The organism is Microbacterium sp. KU4F, assembly GCF_056868075.1.
The window spans coordinates 1,363,765-1,382,992 of the sequence record NZ_CP200324.1; the positions used below are offsets into that span (position 1 = coordinate 1,363,765).

The following is a 19,228-nucleotide window of genomic DNA, read 5'->3' on the forward strand; positions in this document are numbered from 1 at the left end:
CCTGCGCGCGTTGCGGGTCATCCGTCTGCAGTCCACGGCGGGAGGGTGCTCCCTGGTTCACGCCCCGTCACCTGAAACGACGACCGTGGAATCCAACCTGCCCAACTGCCCTCCTCGCGCGCCGATCACGGCGCATCCCCACCCTGTGCGATCACCCGCCCGCCGGCTCGGTATCGATCCGATCCACGCGGGAAGTATCCGCCACACGCAGCCGCGTGACAGCAACGAGAATCGAGGTCGTTCGTGCACGAACAAAGAGGGTTGACACCGGATACGCGATCTGGCATATCCGCGTCCCACCGCCGACGGCGAGGCACGGGAGCGTCGGGCGCACTCAGGCCGACGAATCCTCCAGAAGCTCCGTCACCCTGTCGAAGTCGAGCGTCTGGGCGATCTCCTCTGCGCGGTCGTAGCGGGATCCGGCGAGCACGACGAAGACCGCGCCGACGACGTCCACGAATCCGACGCACTCGTCGCCGCGCAGGGCCCGGTAGCGTTCGGGGGCGATGCGCTCCCAGCGCAGAACCGGCGCCTCGGGCACGGCGAGCGCGACCTCGGGGGCGGTATCGGCTGCGGGCGTACGATTCTCTGGCATCATCTGCAGCGTCATCGTCGCCTCCTGCTCCGTGGGGTTTCCTCCACTGTGCGCTCGGCCGGTAGCAAACAGCTGAGGCTTGACTTATCGTCTGCTGCTCGCCTACGCGTGCACGGGCGACCCTCGGAGTCGCCCGTGCACGGCCTCAGCCGAGGAAGGGGCGCAGGTCGGGGTAGCCGCTGGTCTGCCAGGCGCCGTCGACGACGACGTTCTCCCCGTTCACATACGCGGCGTCATCCGACGCAAGGAACAGCGCCACGCCGGCGATCTCCTCGGGTTCGGCCGGACGGCCGGCCGGGATGCGGGCCATGTACGCGTCGGGAACACCGGGCATGCTCATGAGGCCGTCGGTGAGCGGGGTCGCCACGAGACCCGGCGAGACCGCGTTGACGCGGATGCCGTCGCCGGCGAGCTCGAGTGCCGCGTTCTTCGTGAGCATCACGACACCGGCCTTGGCGGCCGAGTACCCCGCGCCGAAGTGCATCGGAACGAGCGAGTTGAGCGATGCGATGTTCACGATCGCGCCCGCCTGGCCCTCGGCGAGGAAGTGCGCGGCGCCGAGCTTGGTGCCGAGGAAGGCGCCGTAGAGGTTGAGACGAATGTTGAAGTCCCACGTCGCGAGGTCCATGTCCACGACGCGACCGGGCCGCGATCCGCCCGCGACGTTGTAGACCGCGTCGATACGCCCGAATCTCTCCCGCGCGCCGTCGAAGAGCGCCGTCATCTCACCCTCGTCGGTGACGTCGGTCGCGAGTCCCGCGACGTTGTCACCGAAGGTCGCACCCGCGGCGGCGACCGCTTCGGCGTTGATGTCGGCGACGAAGACCCGAGCACCCTCATCCACCAAACGACGCGTGATCGCCGCTCCGATCCCGGAGACGCCTCCCGTGACGATCGCGACCTTGCCGTCGAAACGTGCCATGACTGCCTTCCCGCGACGACCGGGCGGCGTCGCTGCTCGACAGCAGTCTAGGCAATCTATCTGACACCTGTCTTATAAATGTCAGAGGCCGTTCAGAGCTGCCACCACTCGGCGGATGCGGCCAGAATGACGGCGACCGCACGGTCAAGGTCCGCCATGTCGGTGCGCAGCCACTGCTCGATCGCCCCCACCGTCCCCGCTGCGGCGTAGGCGACGGCGAGCGAGACGGCGACGGGATCACCGGCAACCGCCGCGGGGACGATGGCGGGGCGCCGCTGCATCCACTGCTCCAGCCCTTGACGGAGGCTCCGCTCGAGTCCCGCCCGCACGGGGGCTGCGAGCAGCGGCTCCATCGCCGAGCGGTAGACGGCGGCCCGTATGCGGACGTGCTCCAGCAGCATCCGCTCGCCGTCACCGATCGCAGCATCCGCCCCGAGGGCGGCGGTCACCTCGCGCAGCTCCGCCTCGAGAGCGTCGGCCACCAGCTCGGTCACCCCAACGGCGTGCCGATAGAAGGTGTCGCGCGTGACGCCCGCGGCGCGGCAGAGATCCGTCACACTGATCTGCGACAACGGCGTGGTCGATGCCAGCTCGAACACGGTTGCGCGCAGGCGTTCCTGCGTGCGACGCACCCGCGGATCCATCCGCCCATGCTAAGCGCACGCGCGGAGACGGCCGCCGGTGTCCGGACGGCCGTCTCCCCCGCGAAGGTCAGTGCACCGGCATCCCGCCCGTGACGGCGATCGTCTCGCCGACCACGTAGCTGGACTCCTGGGAGGCGAGGAACACGAACGCCGGAGCGAGCTCGACGGGCTGACCCGCCCGCCCGATCGGCGTCTGCGAGCCGAACTCCTCGATCTTCTCGTTCGGCACGAAAGGGGGCTGCAGCGGGGTCCAGATGGGGCCCGGAGCCACGCCGTTGACCCGGATGCCGCGCTCGATCAGCTGCTGCGACATCGCACGGGTCCAGTTGGCGATACCCGCCTTCGAGACCGCGTACTCGGCCAGCGAGGGCGACGGCTGGAATCCCTGCACGCTCGAGGTCGTGATGATCGCCGCGCCAGGCTTCAGGTGAGCGGATGCCGCCTTGGTCAGCCAGAACAGCGGGTAGATGTTGGCCTTCACGACGTGATCGAGCGTGTGCGTCTCGAAGTCGTCGATGCTGTCGACCGTCGGCATCGTGCCGGCGTTGATCACCAGGATGTCCAGGCCGCCGAGCTCTTCGACGGCGCGCTCGACGACATCGACGTTGGTCTGCTCCTGCTGCAGGTCGCCGGGAAGGAGCACGGCCTTGCGCCCATCCTTCTCGATGAGCGCCGCGACCTCCTCGGCCTGCGCCTGCTCCTCGGGCAGGTAGCTGAGCGCCACATCCGCGCCCTCACGGGCGTAGGCGATGGCGACCGCCCGGCCGATGCCGGAGTCGGCGCCGGTCACGAGCGCCTTGCGGCCCGGCAGTCGGCCGAAGCCGATGTAGCTGGTCTCGCCGTGGTCGGGCGCGGGGTCCATCTTGTGGATGTCGCCGGGGGCGCTCTGCTGCTGGGGCGGGAAGGGCGGCCGGGGGAACTGGGTGGTCGGATCCTGGGCGTCGTACATGCTCATGTGCGACCCCTCTCAGCGCGCCGCCGGCGCGCGGTTCTCGGCGCTGACCATCCACGCGAGCTGCTCGAGGCGCTCGAGCACCGCGTGGAGGATGTCGGCGCTCGTCGGGTCCTCGTCGTCGACCTCGTCGTGCACGTCGCGGCAGGTGCCGATCGTGGCCTCGAGACGCTCGGTGATGAGGTCGATGACCTCGCTCGTGTCGATCTCGCCCTGCGGGAACTCCGGCAGCGTGGTCGTCTCGGCCACAGTGTCGCTGCGGCCGTCGGGAAGCGCGTGCAGCGCCCGCATCCGCTCCGCGACGGTGTCGCTGAACTCGCGGGCGGCGTCAATGACCTCGTCCAGCTGCAGGTGCGTGTCACGGAAGTTGCGGCCGACGACGTTCCAGTGCGCCTGCTTACCCTGCAGCGAGAGCTCGATCAGGTCGACAAGCACCTTCTGCAGGTTGTCGCTGAGCTCCTGGGATGCGGTGAACCCGCTCTCCGCGTTCTGCTCCTCGGTAAGCCCGGCTCCGGCTCCGCCCTTCGCGGGGCGGCGGCGGTTGCGCGTCGTGCTCGATGCGTTCGTGGCGGCCATGTCGTCCTCCTTCGTCGTCGAGGACGGGTCGTGCCCGTCGCTCGGTGTCTGACGGGTGCGACGCTAACCCCGGGTCGGGGCGCGGCGGCGGGGGTTGTCCGCCCCGCCGCGGGTTGCTAGCGCCCGTGCGCGGGCAGCCACGTAACCCGCCCGCGCGCGCGACGCAAGCCTGCCCCGACCCGGGGGCGGGCCGCCTAGCGTGGCTGCCGTGCCCCGCCCCTCCTCCGACCTCTCGTCCTACGCGGCGATCGGCGACGGCCGCACGGTCGCGCTCGTGGATCGGCGCGGCAGCATCGACTGGCTGCCGGTGCCCAACCTCGACTCCGTGCCGGTGTTCGCACGCATCCTCGATGCCGAGAACGGCGGATGTCTGGAGATCACACCCGTGGGCGAGTTCGAGGTGCGTCGCCGATACGTGGCGCGCACGAACGTGCTGCAGACGACCTTCATCACCCCGACGGGCACCGCGCGCCTGACGGACGCGATGGTGACGGGTGTCGCCGGGCGCCTTCCGTGGGCGGAGCTGGCCCGACGCGTGGAGGGCATCGACGGCGAGGTCGCCTTCACCTGGCGCGTGCAGCCGGGCACCCGCCTCAACACCGCGGCGCCCTGGGCGGAGCAGCGCGACGGCGCGACGATCCTCCGCGTCGGCGAGACCTCGCTGGCGGTCGTGGGTCAGGACCACGGCGGAGCGAAGACCGTCGATGACGGCGCCGGCCCGCGCGTCGAAGGGTCGTTCACGACCTCGAACAACTCTCGCCACCTGCTCGTGGTCGTCGCGACCGACGGCGAGCCGCTGCACCTGCCGCATCCGGAGAACGTCGACCGCAGCATCGACCGCACGATCGAGGGGTGGCGTGCCTGGTCGCGGGAGTTCGGCTACGAGGGCCCGTGGCAAGCCACCGTGCAGCGCAGCGCGCTCGCACTGAAGCTGCTGGTCTACTCCCCCACGGGAGCCATCGCCGCCGCCGCGACCACGTCGCTGCCGGAGAACCCCGGGGTGGCAAGAACTGGGACTACCGGTTCGCGTGGGTGCGCGATCTCGCCTACACCGCGCACGCGCTCGTTCGTTTCGGCTTACGAGAGGAGACGCACGCCGCGATCTCGTGGCTGCTGCGCACCATCCGCGACAACGGTCCCGATCTGCACGTGCTGTACAGCCTCCGAGGCACGCTCGCCCAGGACGTCGTCGAGCACGAGGCGCCGGGCTGGCGCGGGATCGGCCCGGTCGTGACCGGCAACCCGGCGCACGGACAGCTCCAGCTGGGCGTGTACGGCGACCTCTTCGCCATCTGCCGCACCTACGTGGATGCGGGCAACGTGCTGGATGTCGCCACCGGCCGCATGCTCGCCGCCATGGCCGACCGCACGTGCGACGAGTGGCGCAAGCCGGACTCCGGGATGTGGGAGCTTCCCGAGATCCGCCACTACACCTCCTCGAAGATGGGCTGCTGGCAGGCGCTGCGCGATGCGGTCGTGCTCGCCGAGGCGGGCGCCATCCCGGGAAGCGCCGAGCGCTGGGCCTCCGAGCGCGACCGCATCGCAGCGTGGATCGCCGAGCACGGCTGGTCGGAGAAGATCGGGGCGTACGTCATGCATCCGGGCTCCACGGACGTCGACACCTCGGTGCTCCTGCACGCGGAGAGCGGGTTCGACCGCGGTGAACGGATGTCACGGACGATCGACGTGCTCACCGAACGGCTCGGCGCGGGGCACCTGATCTACCGCTACACGGGGATGGATCAGGAGGAGCACACCTTCGTCGCCTCCGCGTTCTGGCGGGCCGGTGCCCTCGCGTGCGTAGGACGGCACGAGGAGGCCGTCGCCGCCATGGACGACCTGGTCGCGCGCGCCAACGACGTCGGCATCTACGCCGAGATGATCTCGGAGCACGACGGCGCATCCTGGGGCAACCTCCCCCAGGCGCTCAGTCATCTCGCCGTCATCGGCGCCGCTCTCACGATCCGCGACCTCGTCGCCGCGGAGGTGCTCGATGGCCGCTGAACCCCGCATCTTCCGGCGCCTCGACGCGATCCTCGTCGAGAGCATCTTCTGGGACGACCGCAGCGACGAGCTCGTCTGGGTCGACATCACTCGAGGCACCATGCACCGCGCCCGACTGGACGGCCCGGAGGACGGCTCCCGCGATACGGTCGTGCGACTGCCGGCACCGGTGAGCGCCGTGCAGCCCGCCGCATCCGGCGGGTTCGTCGCGGCTTTGAAGGATCGCGTCGTCCTGCTGGATGCGGACGGCACGATCGTGCGGACGGTCGCCGCTCTCCCCCACGCGCACCCGGGCATTCGCAGCAACGAAGCCAAGGTCGACCCCTTCGGACGTTTCGTGGTCGGAGCCATGAACCTGACGACCGGAGCACCCGACGCGAGTCTGTTCCTCGTCGACGCGTCGGGCACCGTGCGGGCGCTCCGCGGCGGTTTCGGCGTCGCCAACGGCTTCGAGTGGTCCGACGATGCGCGGGCGATGTACGTCACCGACACGGCGACGCGAACCGTCTATCGCGGCGAGTACTCGCCGGAGGCCGAGGCCCTCGGCGAGCTGGAGCCGTTCCTGGTCGGCGAAGACTCGGACGGACTCGCCCTGGACACCGACGGGCGATTCTGGAACGGCGTCTACGGCGCCGGGCAGGTCGTGCGGTGGACGCCTGACGGACGCGTCGATGCCCGCATCCGCATCCCGGCGCCGCAGGTGACCTCCGTCGCCTTCGGCGGGGCCTCGCGGAATCTGCTGTTCGTCGGAACCGCTCGCGAGCAGCTCACCGAGCAGGAGCTGGTTGCGGCACCCCTCAGCGGGTCGATCTTCGTGATCGACACGGACGCCCAAGGGCGTCCGGCACACACGTTCGGACCGATCCCGTCCGAAGGCGAATGAAAGGACACCTACATGGATCTCGGCATCGCAGGCAAGAAAGCCCTCATCACCGGTGGCGACTCGGGCATCGGCTTCGAGACCGCGAAGCTCCTCCTCGGTGAGGGAGTGACCGTCGTGCTCACCGACCGCGACGCGGAGAAGCTCGAGGAGTCCGCTGCCCGCCTCGACGCGCCCGAGGGCCGACTCCACGCGTTCGCCGCCGACATCACCGACCTCGCATCCGTGGCCGAGCTGCACCGCAAGACGACTGATGCGGTGGGCGCCATCGACATCCTGGTACAGTCCGCGGGCATCACGGGCGCGCAGGGACTGTTCCACGAGATCGACGACGAGGGCTGGACGTCGACGATCGAGACCGATCTGCTCGGACCGGTCCGCGTGATCCGGGAGTTCCTGACGGACTTGCGCTCGGGCGGATGGGGGCGCCTCGTGCTCCTGGCCTCGGAGGATGCCGTGCAGCCCTACGACGACGAGCTGCCCTACTGCGCGGCGAAGGCCGGCATTCTGGCGCTCGCGAAGGGGCTCTCGCGCAGCTACGCCTCCGAGGGGCTGCTCGTCAACGCCGTCTCCCCCGCCTTCATCCACACGCCCATGACCGACGCGATGATGGAGAAGCGCTCGAAGGAACGGGGCGAGTCCTTCGACGAGGCGATCGCGTCGTTCCTCGATGAGGAGCGGCCGTACATGGAGCTCGGCCGCCGCGGCGAGCCCGAAGAAGTGGCCTCGGTGATCGCCTTCCTCTGCTCGGCGCGCGCCTCCTTCGTCAACGGGTCGAACTACCGCGTGGACTCGGGGTCGGTCGCCACCATCTGACGATCAGTCGTCGGCGGTGGCGGGGCCGGCGAGGTCCTTGCGCAGGAAGACCTCGTCCTCGCCCCCGGCACCGCCGGCGGCCTCGGAGATGACGTAGCCCTGGCGCTCGTAGAGGCAGATGTTCGCTTCGCTCAACCTGCCGGTGAACAGCTCCGCCGCGCGGGCGCCCGCGCGGCGGCCGCGCTCCTCGACAGCATCCAGCAGAGCCGAGCCGATCCCACCGCCCTGCTGATCGGGGGCGATGGCCAGCCGTCCTACGAGCAGCACATCGCCGTCGATGCGCGCGCGGATCGCGCCGATCATCCTCCCGCCGCGCCGCGCGACCTGGCCCAGGTTGTCCCGCAGCTCGTAGGCGACCTCCTCGAGCGTCTGCGTGAACACCGGCATGTCGATGTCGCGATAGATGAGCGCCTCCTGCACGAAAGCGGCGCGCTGGAGAGTCAGCACCTCGCCCGCATCCTCGGGTGAGATCGGATGGATGGCGATGTCGTCGGCGCTCATGCGTGCTCCTGTCGGTCGAGGCTCCCTACCATCCTGCGCACACGCACCGGGGCCGGGCCAGTTGTGCGCCGACCCGACCCCGGTGGTGTAGGACCGCCCCTAGCCGCAGGTGGTCGAGGGCACGACAGCGCTCTGCGTCGTCGTGCGCCCGTCGGCGGCTCTCGCCGTCACGGTCACCGTCTGCGCGGGCGTCACCGCCAGCCGCGTCGTGAAGGCTGCCGATGCCGAGGCACCGGGAGCCAGCGTCAGCGCCTTGCTGCCGTAGGAACCGACGATGGTCGCCGTGATGGTCGACGGATCGGTGTTGACGACCGCAACGGAGTGCACGACCTTCCCGGCCAGGCACTTCGCGGCGACGGTGGTCGTGAACGCGGCGCCGAGCGTGACCGCCGCCGAACTCGACACGCTGACGCGTCCATCCCGGTAGCCGTCGTAGGTGGCGGTGACGGCACCGACCTGGGCGGGAACCGAGACCGAGGCGATCCCGTCGGCGAGGATCGCGCTCTGGCTCCACCCGCCGCCCGCGAAGGTCACCGTGCCGGCGACCTGACCGGCATCCGCGGCGACGACGTGCGCGGTGGCGGTGCGGCCGGAAGCGGTGAGCGTCGTCGTCGAGGCGACGGCGGCCACATCCGTCCATCCGTGCAGGGCCGTCAGGACAGCCTGCGACACGTTGACGAAGGAGCCGTGACGCGGGCTTGCGGGCAGACCGCCCACCGGGCGCACGTTCCAGTCGGCCCGGCGCGAGAGGCGGTCGCCCTGGTTGCTGGTCGCGATCTCGTCGCCTGTCGTGACGAACGCGCGGTAGCCGCCGGAGCCGTAGTTGTCGACGAGGAAGACGTACCCGTCGTCGTCCGCGGTGTTGTTCGGGTCGCCGTCGTTGAGCTTGACGATCTGCGGCCCCTCACCCGCTTGCCCGGTCTCGAGGCTGGTCATGGCGGTGTCGATCAGCTGCCAGCCCGTCTCGGGGTTCGCGTTCCAGTCCGAACGGGTGGTCTTCGCGGTGAGCACCTTCGAGCGCTCCAGGAAGATGTCCTTTCCGCGTTCGAGGCCGTCGGCGGCGCCGCCGTCCTCGTTCTTGGTGAATCGGTAGTAGTAGTCCCCGATCTTCTGCACCGTCGAATCGATCCGCGCGTAACCGGTGTTCTGCCACTCGGCGGGCGGGTAGGTGAAGGTGCGGAAATCGCGGGTCAGCACGGTGAACACCCGGGCGTGGAGGTTGTCGTTGTTGGTCTTCGACGCGTCCGAGTACAGCCGCGACGAGAAGTGCACCACATAGGACTGCAGGGCGTCGTCCCAGTACGCCTCGGGCGCCCACGTCATGCCGGCCGCCGGCTGGTTGATCGTGATGCCCGTGTTCGCGTCGTTGGTGCGCTTCCAGTGCACCATGTCCGTCGACTCCCACACCTCGATCTTCAGGCTGCCCTCGGATTGTGCGGGACCCCATCCGGTACCGCAGCTGATGCAGAGATCGGTCGCGACCATGTAGTACTTGTCGCCGTCCTTGGAGCGCAGCACGTACGGGTCGCGAAGGCCCTTCGTGTCGGTCGTCGAGGTGATGACCGGGTTTCCGCCGTTGACGGCGGAGAAGGTGAAGAAGTCGTTTCCGCTGGTCGCCGCCTGGTAAATCTTCTCGTCGCTGTCGGATTTGAAGTACGCGGCCGCGTAGCCGGCGTCCGGTGCCCAGCGGCCGTGCTCAGCGACGGTGACCTGGAAGGTGCGTTCGGCGGAGCGGCCGTTCAACGTGGCGGTCGCGGTGAGCGTCACACTGCGATCGCCCGCACCGTACGCCGGCCGCGAGACGATCCCGCCGCCCGCGAACGGATCCGCCGAGCCCGCGGCCGGAGCGGTGTAGGCCCGGTCGGTGCCGGTCACCAGAGCGGGGTCGGACGAGCTCCAGGTGATGGAGGCGCCGTTGACGGCACCCTTCGTCGCCAGCGGCAGGTTCTCTGTCGTGCGCGTCGCCAGCACGATCGCGTCGAGGTCGCTCGCCACGGACGGCGCGACGACGGTGACCTCGAAGGTCAGCGTGCCCAGCGAGCTCGTGGCCGTCAGGGTGACGGGGGTGTCCTGGGCGATGGAGCGCGAGACGACGCCGGTCGTGGACACGGTCTGGGGCGAGGAGGAGGCCCACGTCAGCGCGACGCCGTTGGCCGTGGCCGCGAGCGTCAGGTTCGTCGACACCCGATCGAGCGAGGGGTTGGCCCCCAGCATCGTGGCGAGCACGTCGCCGCGCAGCAGCGCTGCGGTGGCCGCGCTCTTCTCCTGAGCCGTCGGCATGCTGGCGCGCACGTCGTCCGCGGTGAGGGCTGCGTCCCAGAACTTCACGTCCGAGACGTCGGCGCGCAGCAGCGCGTCCCCCTGGTAGAGGGAGCGTCCGAGATACCCGAGGACGTTGCCGCTCGGGATGATCGAGCTGAGGGCACGGGTGTGGGTGAGCGTCGAGATCACGGCCCCGTCGCGGTACAGCGTCAGCGTGTTCCCCTGACCCACCATGGTGAGGGTGGTGAACCCCGGGTTCAGGCCGCCGCCGGCCGGCATCCGCGTCTCGCCGTTATCGCTGCCGGACTTCACGCGGATCGCGGCGAGCGCCTGGTTGACGTAGCCGCCCTGCGACGAACGCGGGCTCAGGAAGATGTGGTTGCCGAGCAGGGTCGTGTTCCACGGGCCCACGCCGTCACCGATGACCCAGCCGAAGTGGTTGGCTGCGGTCTGCGTGGCCACGGTGTACTCGACGGTGAAGTCGTTGTCGGTGCCGGTCACGAGCCCCTTGGGGAGCGACGCGTACCCGTCGGCCCGGAAGCGCAGCACGGCGTCGCCGGCCGCATCCGCGAACGAGGCATCGGTGAAGCCGGTGAGCGTGGCGTTGCGCCCGTTGCCCGACACATCGATCAGGGACTGACCCTGGTGGGACATGTCGTAGTGGGCCGTGGGGGCCGGGATGTCGGCGGCCTGTGCGGCGAGGGGGACGCCGACACCGGTGACGGTGAGCGCTGCGCCGAGCACGGATGCGGCGAACGCGCGGGCGCGCCGGCGATGCCGTGTCGCGCTGACGGATACGGGCGGGGAATTTCTCGTCATCGAGAGTCCTGTTCGTCTCGAGCGACCGGGCCGTGTGACGGCCGACGTCGCATCGGATGCGGTGTTCAGTTGTGGATCCGCCCGCGTGCGGGCATGGCACGGCATCGGAACGGACAACGCATCCGTCCCGACGCCGTGCCGGGGTTCATTTACGTCGTCTGGCCGTCAGCACACGCTGCAGGAGCACGAAGACGAGCAGGATGCCGCCGGTGATGATCGTGAGGTACTCGGGGCGGATGGAGCCGTCCTTCGTGATGATCATCCAGAGCGTCGCGAGCACCAGCGATCCGACGACCGAGCCGAGGACGTAGCCCGCGCCACCGGTCAGCAGCGTGCCGCCGATGACGACGGCCGCGATCGCGTCGAGCTCCCAACCGATGGCCGTGACGTTCTGCGCCTTGCCGCCCACCTCCGCCGTGTAGACGACGGCCGCGAGACCCGCGAGCGCCCCGCTGATGATATAGATCGACACCCGGGTGCGGGCGACCGGCAGGCCCATCAGCTGCGCCGACGATTCGGCGCCGCCGATGCCGTAGATGGTGCGTCCGGAGCGGGTGCGGTGCAGGAAGAAGAACGCACCGATCACGACGAGCACGGCGATGAAGAACCCCGGCGTGAGCACGAGGTCGTTGACCTTGGGGCCGTCGATGAGCTTGAAGTCGGTGGCCAGCAGCAGGATCGGCGAGTCGTCGGGCGCCTGGACCGGTACCGTCGAGAGGATCGACGCGAGCCCGCGGGCCAGGAACATCATCGCCAGCGTGGCGATGAACGGCTGCACGTTGAAGTACTGGATGAGCACTCCGGAGACGAGGCCGAACAGCGCGCCGAAGACGATCATCAGCACGATCGCGAGCCACCCGTTCACGCCGATGTTCATCAGCATGACGCCGGCGACCGAGGTGAAGGCCACGACGGCGCCCACGGAGAGGTCGATCCCACCGGAGAGGATGACGATCGTCATCCCCACGGCGAGGATGATCGTCGGCGCGAAGCTGACGAGCAGGCTCGACATCGTGCCCATGTGGAACACGCGGCCGTAGGCGAGCTCCGCGTAGACGAGCATGGCGATCAGCAGGAGCACCGCCGCGAGCGAGGGGATCACCGACTGGCTGCGCCCCCAGACGCGAGCGAATCCGCGGGAGGGTGCCTTGTCGAGGTCGATGGACGAGGTCGAGACGGACGCGCTCACGCGACGGCCTCCTTTCGGGAACGGGTGCGCCCGAGTCGGAGCACGTAGCCGCGCACCCGCTCGGACTGCAGGAGAACCAGCACCACGATGACGATCGCCTTGAAGGCGGGGGTCGCAGCGGCCGAGATCCCGAGGAAGAGGACCGTCTTGTTGAGCGTCGCGATCAGCAGGGCGCCGACGGTGGAACCGAGGATCGAGAACTTGCCGCCCGCGAGCGACGTCCCCCCGATCACGACCGCGAGGATCGCATCGAGCTCCATCTGGTAGCCGGTGCCCGAGACGTCGACGGTCATGACCTCCGAGACGGTGAACAGGCCGCCCGTGGCCGCGAGCACACCCGAGAGGATGTACACCGCGATGAGGATCGGCCGCGGACGGATGCCGGCGAGACGGCTGGCGGCCGGGTTCACACCGATGGACTCGATCATGAGCCCCAGCGCCGTGCGCCGCATGATCACCGAGACGAGGACCACGATCACGATCGCCGCGACGAAGCTGATCGGCAGTCCGAGGATCTGCCCGTTCGCGATCTGTCGGAAGGGCTCGTTGGTGGCGTTGGTGTTCTGGCCCCCCGTGATGACGCGGGCGATACCGCGGCCGGCGAGCATCATCACGAGCGTGCTGATGAAGGGCTGCAGTCCGATGACGGACACGAGCAGACCGTTCACGAGACCGAGGACGGCGCCCAGCAGGAGCGCGATGCCGATCGCCGTCAGCATGGCGCCCACCGAGGTCGGCGCGCCGGCTGCGGAGAGGCTCTCCATGGCCGCGGCGCCGCCGACGGCCATGATCGACCCGACCGACAGGTCGATGCCCTTGGTCGCGATGACGAAGGTCATGCCGAGGGCGATCATGATGATCGGCGCCGAGACGCGGAGGATGTCGAGCAGGTTGCCCGCCAGCATCCCCGTCGTCGGGTTGATGCCGACCGACAGATAGGTCGGGTCCTTGATGACGTTGAGCGTCAGCAGCAGGACGATTCCGACGATGCCCCAGAACCAGGGCGTGCGCACGAGCGTCTTCAGGAAGGACGTCATGACAGCTTCTCCTTCGGCGAGTGCCTCGGTCTGGGCCTCCGCCTTCTCTTCCGTTTCGGCGGCGATGATCGAGACGATGCGCTCGGCCGTCACATCAGGCCCGTTGACGACCTCGCCGATCTTGTCGTGGTCCTTCAGGATGACGATGCGCTCGGACAGGCGGACGACCTCCTCCAGCTCGGAGGAGATGAAGACGACGCCCATTCCGCCCTCCGCGAGCTCGGCGACCGTCTCCTGGATGTCGGCCTTTGCGCCGACATCGATACCGCGGGTCGGCTCGTCCAGCAGCAGCAGCTCGGGCTCCGTGGCCAGCCAGCGGCCGAGGAGCACCTTCTGCTGGTTGCCGCCCGAGAGCAGCCGGATCGGCCGGTCGGGGTCGTTCGGTCGGACGCTGAAGCGCTCCATGTAGGTCTTGACCAACGCGTCGACCTCGCGGGCGGGCACACGGCGCAGCCAGCCACGCTTGGCCTGCAGTGCGAGCATGATGTTCTCGCGGACGCTCAGGTCGCCGATGATGCCGTCGTCGCGGCGGTTCTCGGTCGAGTAGGCGATCCGGTTGGCGAGGCCTGCGACGGGCGAGGCGATGCTGGCCTTCTTGCCCCGGATGCGCACGGTGCCGGAATCGGCACGGTCGGCCCCCATGATGAGGCGGGCGAGCTCCGTGCGGCCGGCACCCAGAAGACCCGCGAAGCCGACGACCTCGCCGCGGTGGATCTCGATGTCGGTCGGGTTCAGGGCGCCCTTGCGGCCCAGCCCCTCCGCGCTGTACACGGGGGTGTCGGTCCGGTCGCGCTCGTCGACCTGGCGGTTCGAGCCGAGGGCTCGCAGCGCGTCGAGGTCCTTGCCGATCATCTTCGAGATGAGCTGCGTGCGATCGAGTTCGTGGGTGAGGTACTCCCCCACGAACGCGCCGTTGCGCAGAACCGTGATGCGGTCGCTGATCGCATACACCTGGTCGAGGAAGTGGGAGACGAAGAGGATGGCGACGCCCTGGTCGCGGAGGTTGCGGATGACGCCGAACAGCACCTCGACCTCGGCCGAGTCCAGGCTGGAGGTCGGCTCGTCGAGGATGAGCACCTTCGATTCGGTGACCATGGCGCGGCTGATGGCAACGAGCTGCTGAAGCGCGATCGAGATGGAGGCCAGCGGGGCGCGCGTGTCGAGATGGCCGAGGCCCATGCGTGCCAGCGCCTCCGCGGCACGGGCGTGGGTCTTGCGCCAGTTGATGCCGAGCGGGCCGCGTACCTCGTGGCCCAGCATGACGTTCTCACCGATGGTCAGGTTCGTGCAGAGGTTGACCTCTTGGTAGACCGTGGAGATCCCCGCATCCTGCGCGGACTTGGTGCCGGTCAGGCGCCGCTCGACGCCGCCCACGAGGATCGATCCGGAGTCGATCTGGTACACACCGGTCAGCGCCTTGATCAGCGTGGACTTTCCCGCGCCGTTCTCACCCATCAGGGTGTGGACCTCTCCGGGGAGGAGTCGGAAGTTCACGGCGTCGAGCGCTTTGACGCCGGGGAAGGTGATCGATGCGCCGCGGACTTCGACGATCGGGGGTGATTCGGTCATCACTGACGAGCTTCCTCGCTACGGGGCTGATGCCCTTGGGGCCGGACAGAGAGCGGGGATCGCCCGGGGCGATCCCCGCTCTGCCTGCCGGCGCGGTTTAGTGCGGGTGTGCGGCGCTCAGAACGCGAGGCCGTCGGCCAGCGCCTTGTCCGCCGCCTCGGGCGAGTCGAACGTGGCGCTCTTGACGATGATGGTCGAGTCGACCTTGTCGCCCGCGAGGGCCTTCTTGACGGCGTCGACGGCGTCGGTGCCGAAGAAGGGGTTGTACTGAGCGACGAAGCTCAGGTCGCCCTTGGACAGCGCCTCGAGCGCACCCTTGGTGCCGTCGATCGTGGCGATCTTCACGTCGGTGCCGGGCTTGAGGCCCGCCGCCGTCACGGCCTGCGCCGCGCCGATGCCCATCTCATCGTTCTGGGCGAAGATGAACTGGATGTCGTTGTTGTTGGCCTTCAGCACGGTCTCGATGACCGACTTGCCCTCGTCCGTCTTCCAGTTGGCGGTCTGCGCGCCGACCTTGTTCCAGCCCGACTTGCCGCTGAGCGCCTCGTCGAAGCCCTCGTTGCGCTCGTTGACGACCGAGAGGCCCGGAACGCCCTCGAGCACGAAGTAGTTGGCACCCTCGGGGAACGCGGTGGTCGCCCACTCGCCGACCGACTTCGCGACCTGCACGTTGTCGGGCGCGATGCGGGTGACGTAGAGGTCCTCGGGAGCGTCGACGCCACGGTCGAGCAGGATGACCGGGATCTCGGCCTCCTTGGCGAGCTTGAGCGAGTCCTCCCAGCCCGACGCCTCGGTGGCGGTGAGCAGGATGACGTCGACCTCGTCGTTGACGAACGTCGAGAAGGCGTCCAGCTGCGACTTCTGGTCGCTCGGGCTGGCGGCCGGGGCGTACTTGAGGTCGAAGCCGGCGTCCTCGGTGAAGGCGTCCTTGATGGCCTGCTCGTTCGCGTTGCGCCAGCCGCCCTCAGGACCCACCGCGACGAAGCCGACCGTGGTGAGGTCGCCGCTGCCGCCGCTCGCCTCGCCGCCGGCCTCTGCGTCCCCGCTCGAGCAGCCGGCCAGACCCAGCGCGAGAGCCCCCACGCCGATGAATCCCAGCATGCCCAGAGCGCGCTTGTTGTGTGCCATGTGATCTCCTCCTTGAGACTCCCCGACGCTCATCGTCGAAGAGGTGGTCCGTGTGCCCCCAGTGGGAACGTCGGGTAGCCACATTGTGCGCGCTAACAAAGCGACTTCGCAACTATTTCGGGGCGATTCGTTACTTTTCCGTTACCGCGAACATTTGTTGCGCACAACAACGCGTGGCAGTGGCTCAGTCGCGCGGCGCGGGAGCCGTGGACGAACGCACGACCAGCAGCGGCGCGATGCGATCGTGTCGCGTGTGATCCTCGCCGTCGATGGCGGCGATCACGAGTTGCAGAGCGAGCTCCCCCAGGGCCGAGAAGTCCTGGCGGACGGTCGTCAGCGGCGGCAGGAAGTGCCGCGCATCCGGAACGTCGTCGAATCCGACGACGCTGATGTCCTCGGGCACGCGCAAGCCCTGATCGACCAGTCCGTGCACGAGGCCGAGCGCCATCTGGTCGTTCGCGGCGAACACGGCCGTCGCACTGCCGGAATCGAACGCCTTGCCCACCTCGTAGCCGTAGTCCGACGTCCAGTCGCCGATGATCGCCTCACCCGCGTCGAGCCCCGCGGCGGCCAGCGATTCGCGCCAGCCCTGCTCGCGCTCCCTCGCGTCGTACCAGTCCAGCGGTCCCGCGAGGTGCGCGATGCGGCGGTGGCCGAGCTCGAGCAGATGGTCGACCGCGAGCCATGCGCCGCTGCGCTGATCCACGGCCGCCGTGTGCCACACGTCGTCGGACTCCGCCTTGATGACGATCGTGGGAAGCCCCGTGCTCTTCTGCCGGAGCAGCTCGAGCGAGGATGCGCGGGGCGCGATGACGCAGAGGGCGTCCACGCCCTGAGTCACCAGCTCCACGACCCCCGCATCCAGCTGCGCATCGTCGTCGTCGTCGATCGAGAACGCGCTGATGGCGTAACCGACGTCACGCGCCGCGGCTTCCAGGGCGCGCAGCGTGCTGTTCGGACCGAATTGCACCGGACCGTCGACCAGCACACCGATCCGCATGGCCCGCCGCGTCGCCAGCGCCCGCGCGATCGAGCTGCGGGTGTAGTTCATCTCCTCGATCGCCTTCAGCACACGCTGCCGCGTCGAGTCACGGATGTTGGGATGGTCGTTGAGGACCCGCGAGACGGTCATATGAGACACGCCCGCATGTTTGGCGACGTCGTAGATGCTGGGGCGCTGCCAGCCCCGCGTCAGCCTCTGACACGCACCGTCTCCGGAATCGGATGCGGACGTCGTCCTCGCGCGGCGGGAGACGGTGGCGCGCAGCACCAGGGCGGTTCCCAGAGCGAGCACCAGGGCCGCGGCCCACAGGACGGGCTCCACGGGCGGAAGACCGCTGGCGGCCAGAGATCCGACCCCCTCGGCCCCGACGCCGCATCCGCTCACGCACTCGATCGGCGTGATCTGGACGCTCACACCGATGCTCCCCGCGTCGGGGTCGATGTCGGCCGCACGGGCGGGAACCGCCACCGCGGCAGCAGCAAGCGCGCTCATGACCGTGGCCAGCACCGCGCCCCAGCGCTTCATGATGCTCCTACCCGGTCGGTCATCTCGTTGCGTCCCTCTTCGCGCCCTCGTTGGAGCGCATCGTCGATCATGGCGGAGATCCGCCTCTGGGAGCGTGATCGTCGCCACAGGATAGCCCAGACGACGAGCCCCGCCCCCAGCAAGATCGCCAACTGCGGCCACGGTACCGCCCAGATGGCTGCGTCGGCGGAAATCGGCGCGATGGTCGCGTCCGTGTCGGAGATCGCGAGAACCTCCGGAGCGAGGGTCACGGTCGTGGTCAGCAGCACCCAGGGCCACACCTCATCGATCGTGACCGTGATCTCGCGACGGTCACCGGGCAGCAGCTCCTGCGCCTGTTGGCCCTCCGCGGGGAAGGGGACGGTGCGACCACCCACCGACACGGTGCCCGCCGCGGCCAGGCGTGTGTTGCCGTCGTTCACGACGTCGAACGAGACCTGCGCCTCGCCCGGGCGCAGCGGGTTCCACGACAGGCGGTAGTCGCCGACGAGCGCGTCGAGCGAAGCCGCTGGGGTGATCTCACCCGTCACGCGCGTCAGCACCCGGAAGCCCACCCTGCTCTCGACGCCGACACTCGCCCCTCCCTCTGCGCTGCCCGCCGAGAGGATGGATGCGGTCACGCCCGCCGCATAGTCGCCGGGCTCCGCCCGCTCGGGCACGGCCAGCGAGAAGGGGACGACGACGCTCTCACCGGCGGCGACGGTGACCGCGGCGGGTGCCGTGATCCACGTGCCGGCCGCGGTCGACGCCGCCGCATCCGCGAGGATGTCGAAGCGGCCGGTCTGCGTGAAGAAGCCGTCGGCGGCCGTGATCCGGAAGGTGATCTCCCGCTCACCGAGGTTGCGCACCACAAAGTGCTCGTCCACCCGTTCTCCCGGCCCGAGCTCGTGTTCGACGGCCCGCCGCCCGTCCGCACCGTCGGCATCGGCGGGCGCGATCGACCAGCGGACAGGATCGTCCTCGGCAGCGGCAGCCGCCGCGGGAGCGAGAGACGCGAGTATCACTGCGAGCGCGGCGACGGAGAGCGCCGACGCCCGGATCACGGACGGCAGAGCACGAAGGGGTCGGAACACAGCGGTCATCCTGGGGGAAGGGGCGGAGGAGCCGTCACGGGCTCCTCCGCGTCGGACGTGCGCGAGGCGGGGGCGCGAGCTTAGGAGAGCTCCTCCCAGAGGGTGAGCGTGATCGTGCCGGAGTAGCTGCCCGGCGTGACATTCTTCGGGGTCTTCAGCAGCAGATCGGCGGTGGCCTGCCAGGTGCCGGCAGCGCTCTGTGCATCGAAGGCGATCGCGAGGAACTCGGCGTCCACGAGCCCGACGTTGTTCGGCCCGCCGTCGAGCACGGTGTCGACGTCCGGGCCCTCCGCCACATCGGCGCTCTGCGTCAGCAGCTTCGGCTTCCAGCCCAGATGACCGGGGTCGATCGAGGCATCGCCGGAGGTCAACGCGCTGGCCTGGCCCGTCACGTACCAGGCGGAGCCGGCCGGGATGGTGTCACGGTCATCGGTGACGGTCACGGTGGGAAGCGTGCCGCCGAAGACGCGCTGGTCGGGGTCGGCCGATTCTCCCTCCGTCAGCACGGCGGAGCCGGGGGCGACGCTCAACGTCAGCGCGCCGGCATCGGGCAGCGCCGCGATGTCGACGGTGACATCGACCTCGTCGTTGCCGATCTCGTCCGCAACGGCCGCTCCGGCGGCGCCGATGAGAAGTGCGCCGCCGACCAGGCCGACGGCGGTCCGGGCGAGAAGGCCCTTCTTCATGGTGTGTCTCCGATCTCCGGCGAAGCGACACAGCTGCGCCGAGTTCC

General features: G+C 69.3%; 15 protein-coding genes and 2 pseudogenes. 3 read left to right on the top strand and 14 right to left on the bottom strand.

Going from position 1 to position 19,228, the window contains the following annotated elements; all coding sequences use genetic code 11:
- Positions 1 to 334 precede the first annotated feature (334 nt).
- The 5 genes from AC1VNH_RS06955 to AC1VNH_RS06975 form a co-directional block, all read right to left on the bottom strand.
- Positions 335 to 595, bottom strand: coding sequence for a hypothetical protein (locus tag AC1VNH_RS06955; RefSeq protein ID WP_483110551.1), 261 nt, complete (start codon positions 593 to 595; stop codon positions 335 to 337).
- Between the two features lie 145 nt (positions 596 to 740).
- Complete coding sequence (locus tag AC1VNH_RS06960; RefSeq protein WP_483110553.1) at positions 741 to 1,517, bottom strand: SDR family NAD(P)-dependent oxidoreductase; 777 nt, start codon at positions 1,515 to 1,517, stop codon at positions 741 to 743.
- Between the two features lie 92 nt (positions 1,518 to 1,609).
- Entirely contained in the window at positions 1,610 to 2,161 is a 552-nt protein-coding gene (locus tag AC1VNH_RS06965) for a TetR/AcrR family transcriptional regulator (protein ID WP_483110555.1), read from the bottom strand.
- A 67-nt stretch (positions 2,162 to 2,228) separates the two neighbouring features.
- The gene (locus AC1VNH_RS06970; protein WP_483110556.1) at positions 2,229 to 3,116 is read right to left on the bottom strand and encodes an SDR family oxidoreductase; all 888 of its coding nucleotides are present in this window, start codon (positions 3,114 to 3,116) and stop codon (positions 2,229 to 2,231) included.
- 12 nt (positions 3,117 to 3,128) lie between these two features.
- Positions 3,129 to 3,689, bottom strand: coding sequence for a Dps family protein (locus tag AC1VNH_RS06975; protein WP_234074791.1), 561 nt, complete (start codon positions 3,687 to 3,689; stop codon positions 3,129 to 3,131).
- A 199-nt stretch (positions 3,690 to 3,888) separates the two neighbouring features.
- Here AC1VNH_RS06975 and AC1VNH_RS06980 point away from each other — a divergent pair.
- From AC1VNH_RS06980 to AC1VNH_RS06990, 3 genes and pseudogenes are all read left to right on the top strand, one after another.
- Positions 3,889 to 5,693, top strand: a pseudogene (locus tag AC1VNH_RS06980) (glycoside hydrolase family 15 protein).
- A complete protein-coding gene (locus AC1VNH_RS06985) occupies positions 5,683 to 6,576 on the top strand; it encodes an SMP-30/gluconolactonase/LRE family protein (protein WP_483110557.1) in 894 nt (297 codons plus the stop codon). Before AC1VNH_RS06980 ends, AC1VNH_RS06985 begins: the two are co-directional and overlap by 11 nt.
- Positions 6,577 to 6,588: 12 nt before the next feature.
- Positions 6,589 to 7,389, top strand: coding sequence for an SDR family NAD(P)-dependent oxidoreductase (locus tag AC1VNH_RS06990; protein ID WP_483110558.1), 801 nt, complete (start codon positions 6,589 to 6,591; stop codon positions 7,387 to 7,389).
- A gap of 3 nt (positions 7,390 to 7,392) precedes the next feature.
- On the opposite strand, the gene AC1VNH_RS06995 is transcribed toward AC1VNH_RS06990, so the two are convergent.
- The 9 genes and pseudogenes from AC1VNH_RS06995 to AC1VNH_RS07035 form a co-directional block, all read right to left on the bottom strand.
- On the bottom strand, positions 7,393 to 7,890 hold the full coding sequence (locus AC1VNH_RS06995) for a GNAT family N-acetyltransferase (RefSeq protein ID WP_483110560.1): 498 nt from the start codon (positions 7,888 to 7,890) through the stop codon (positions 7,393 to 7,395).
- A gap of 99 nt (positions 7,891 to 7,989) precedes the next feature.
- Positions 7,990 to 10,971, bottom strand: a complete 2,982-nt coding sequence (locus AC1VNH_RS07000; RefSeq protein WP_483110562.1) for an immunoglobulin-like domain-containing protein — start codon at positions 10,969 to 10,971, stop codon at positions 7,990 to 7,992.
- Between the two features lie 145 nt (positions 10,972 to 11,116).
- Entirely contained in the window at positions 11,117 to 12,160 is a 1,044-nt protein-coding gene (locus AC1VNH_RS07005) for an ABC transporter permease (RefSeq protein ID WP_483110564.1), read from the bottom strand.
- Complete coding sequence (locus tag AC1VNH_RS07010) at positions 12,157 to 13,197, bottom strand: ABC transporter permease (RefSeq protein WP_243231604.1); 1,041 nt, start codon at positions 13,195 to 13,197, stop codon at positions 12,157 to 12,159. The genes AC1VNH_RS07005 and AC1VNH_RS07010 overlap by 4 nt, the downstream gene beginning before the upstream one ends.
- Positions 13,198 to 13,209: 12 nt before the next feature.
- Positions 13,210 to 14,766, bottom strand: a pseudogene (locus AC1VNH_RS07015) (sugar ABC transporter ATP-binding protein); the annotation flags it as partial.
- 117 nt (positions 14,767 to 14,883) lie between these two features.
- A complete protein-coding gene (locus AC1VNH_RS07020) occupies positions 14,884 to 15,894 on the bottom strand; it encodes an ABC transporter substrate-binding protein (protein WP_483110566.1) in 1,011 nt (336 codons plus the stop codon).
- Positions 15,895 to 16,078: 184 nt separating this feature from the next.
- Positions 16,079 to 17,422, bottom strand: a complete 1,344-nt coding sequence (locus AC1VNH_RS07025) for a LacI family DNA-binding transcriptional regulator (protein WP_483110567.1) — start codon at positions 17,420 to 17,422, stop codon at positions 16,079 to 16,081.
- Positions 17,419 to 18,495, bottom strand: coding sequence for a COG1470 family protein (locus AC1VNH_RS07030; protein ID WP_483110568.1), 1,077 nt, complete (start codon positions 18,493 to 18,495; stop codon positions 17,419 to 17,421). Before AC1VNH_RS07030 ends, AC1VNH_RS07025 begins: the two co-directional genes overlap by 4 nt.
- Positions 18,496 to 18,575: 80 nt before the next feature.
- On the bottom strand, positions 18,576 to 19,181 hold the full coding sequence (locus tag AC1VNH_RS07035; protein ID WP_483110570.1) for a hypothetical protein: 606 nt from the start codon (positions 19,179 to 19,181) through the stop codon (positions 18,576 to 18,578).
- Between the last annotated feature and the right edge of the window lie 47 nt (positions 19,182 to 19,228).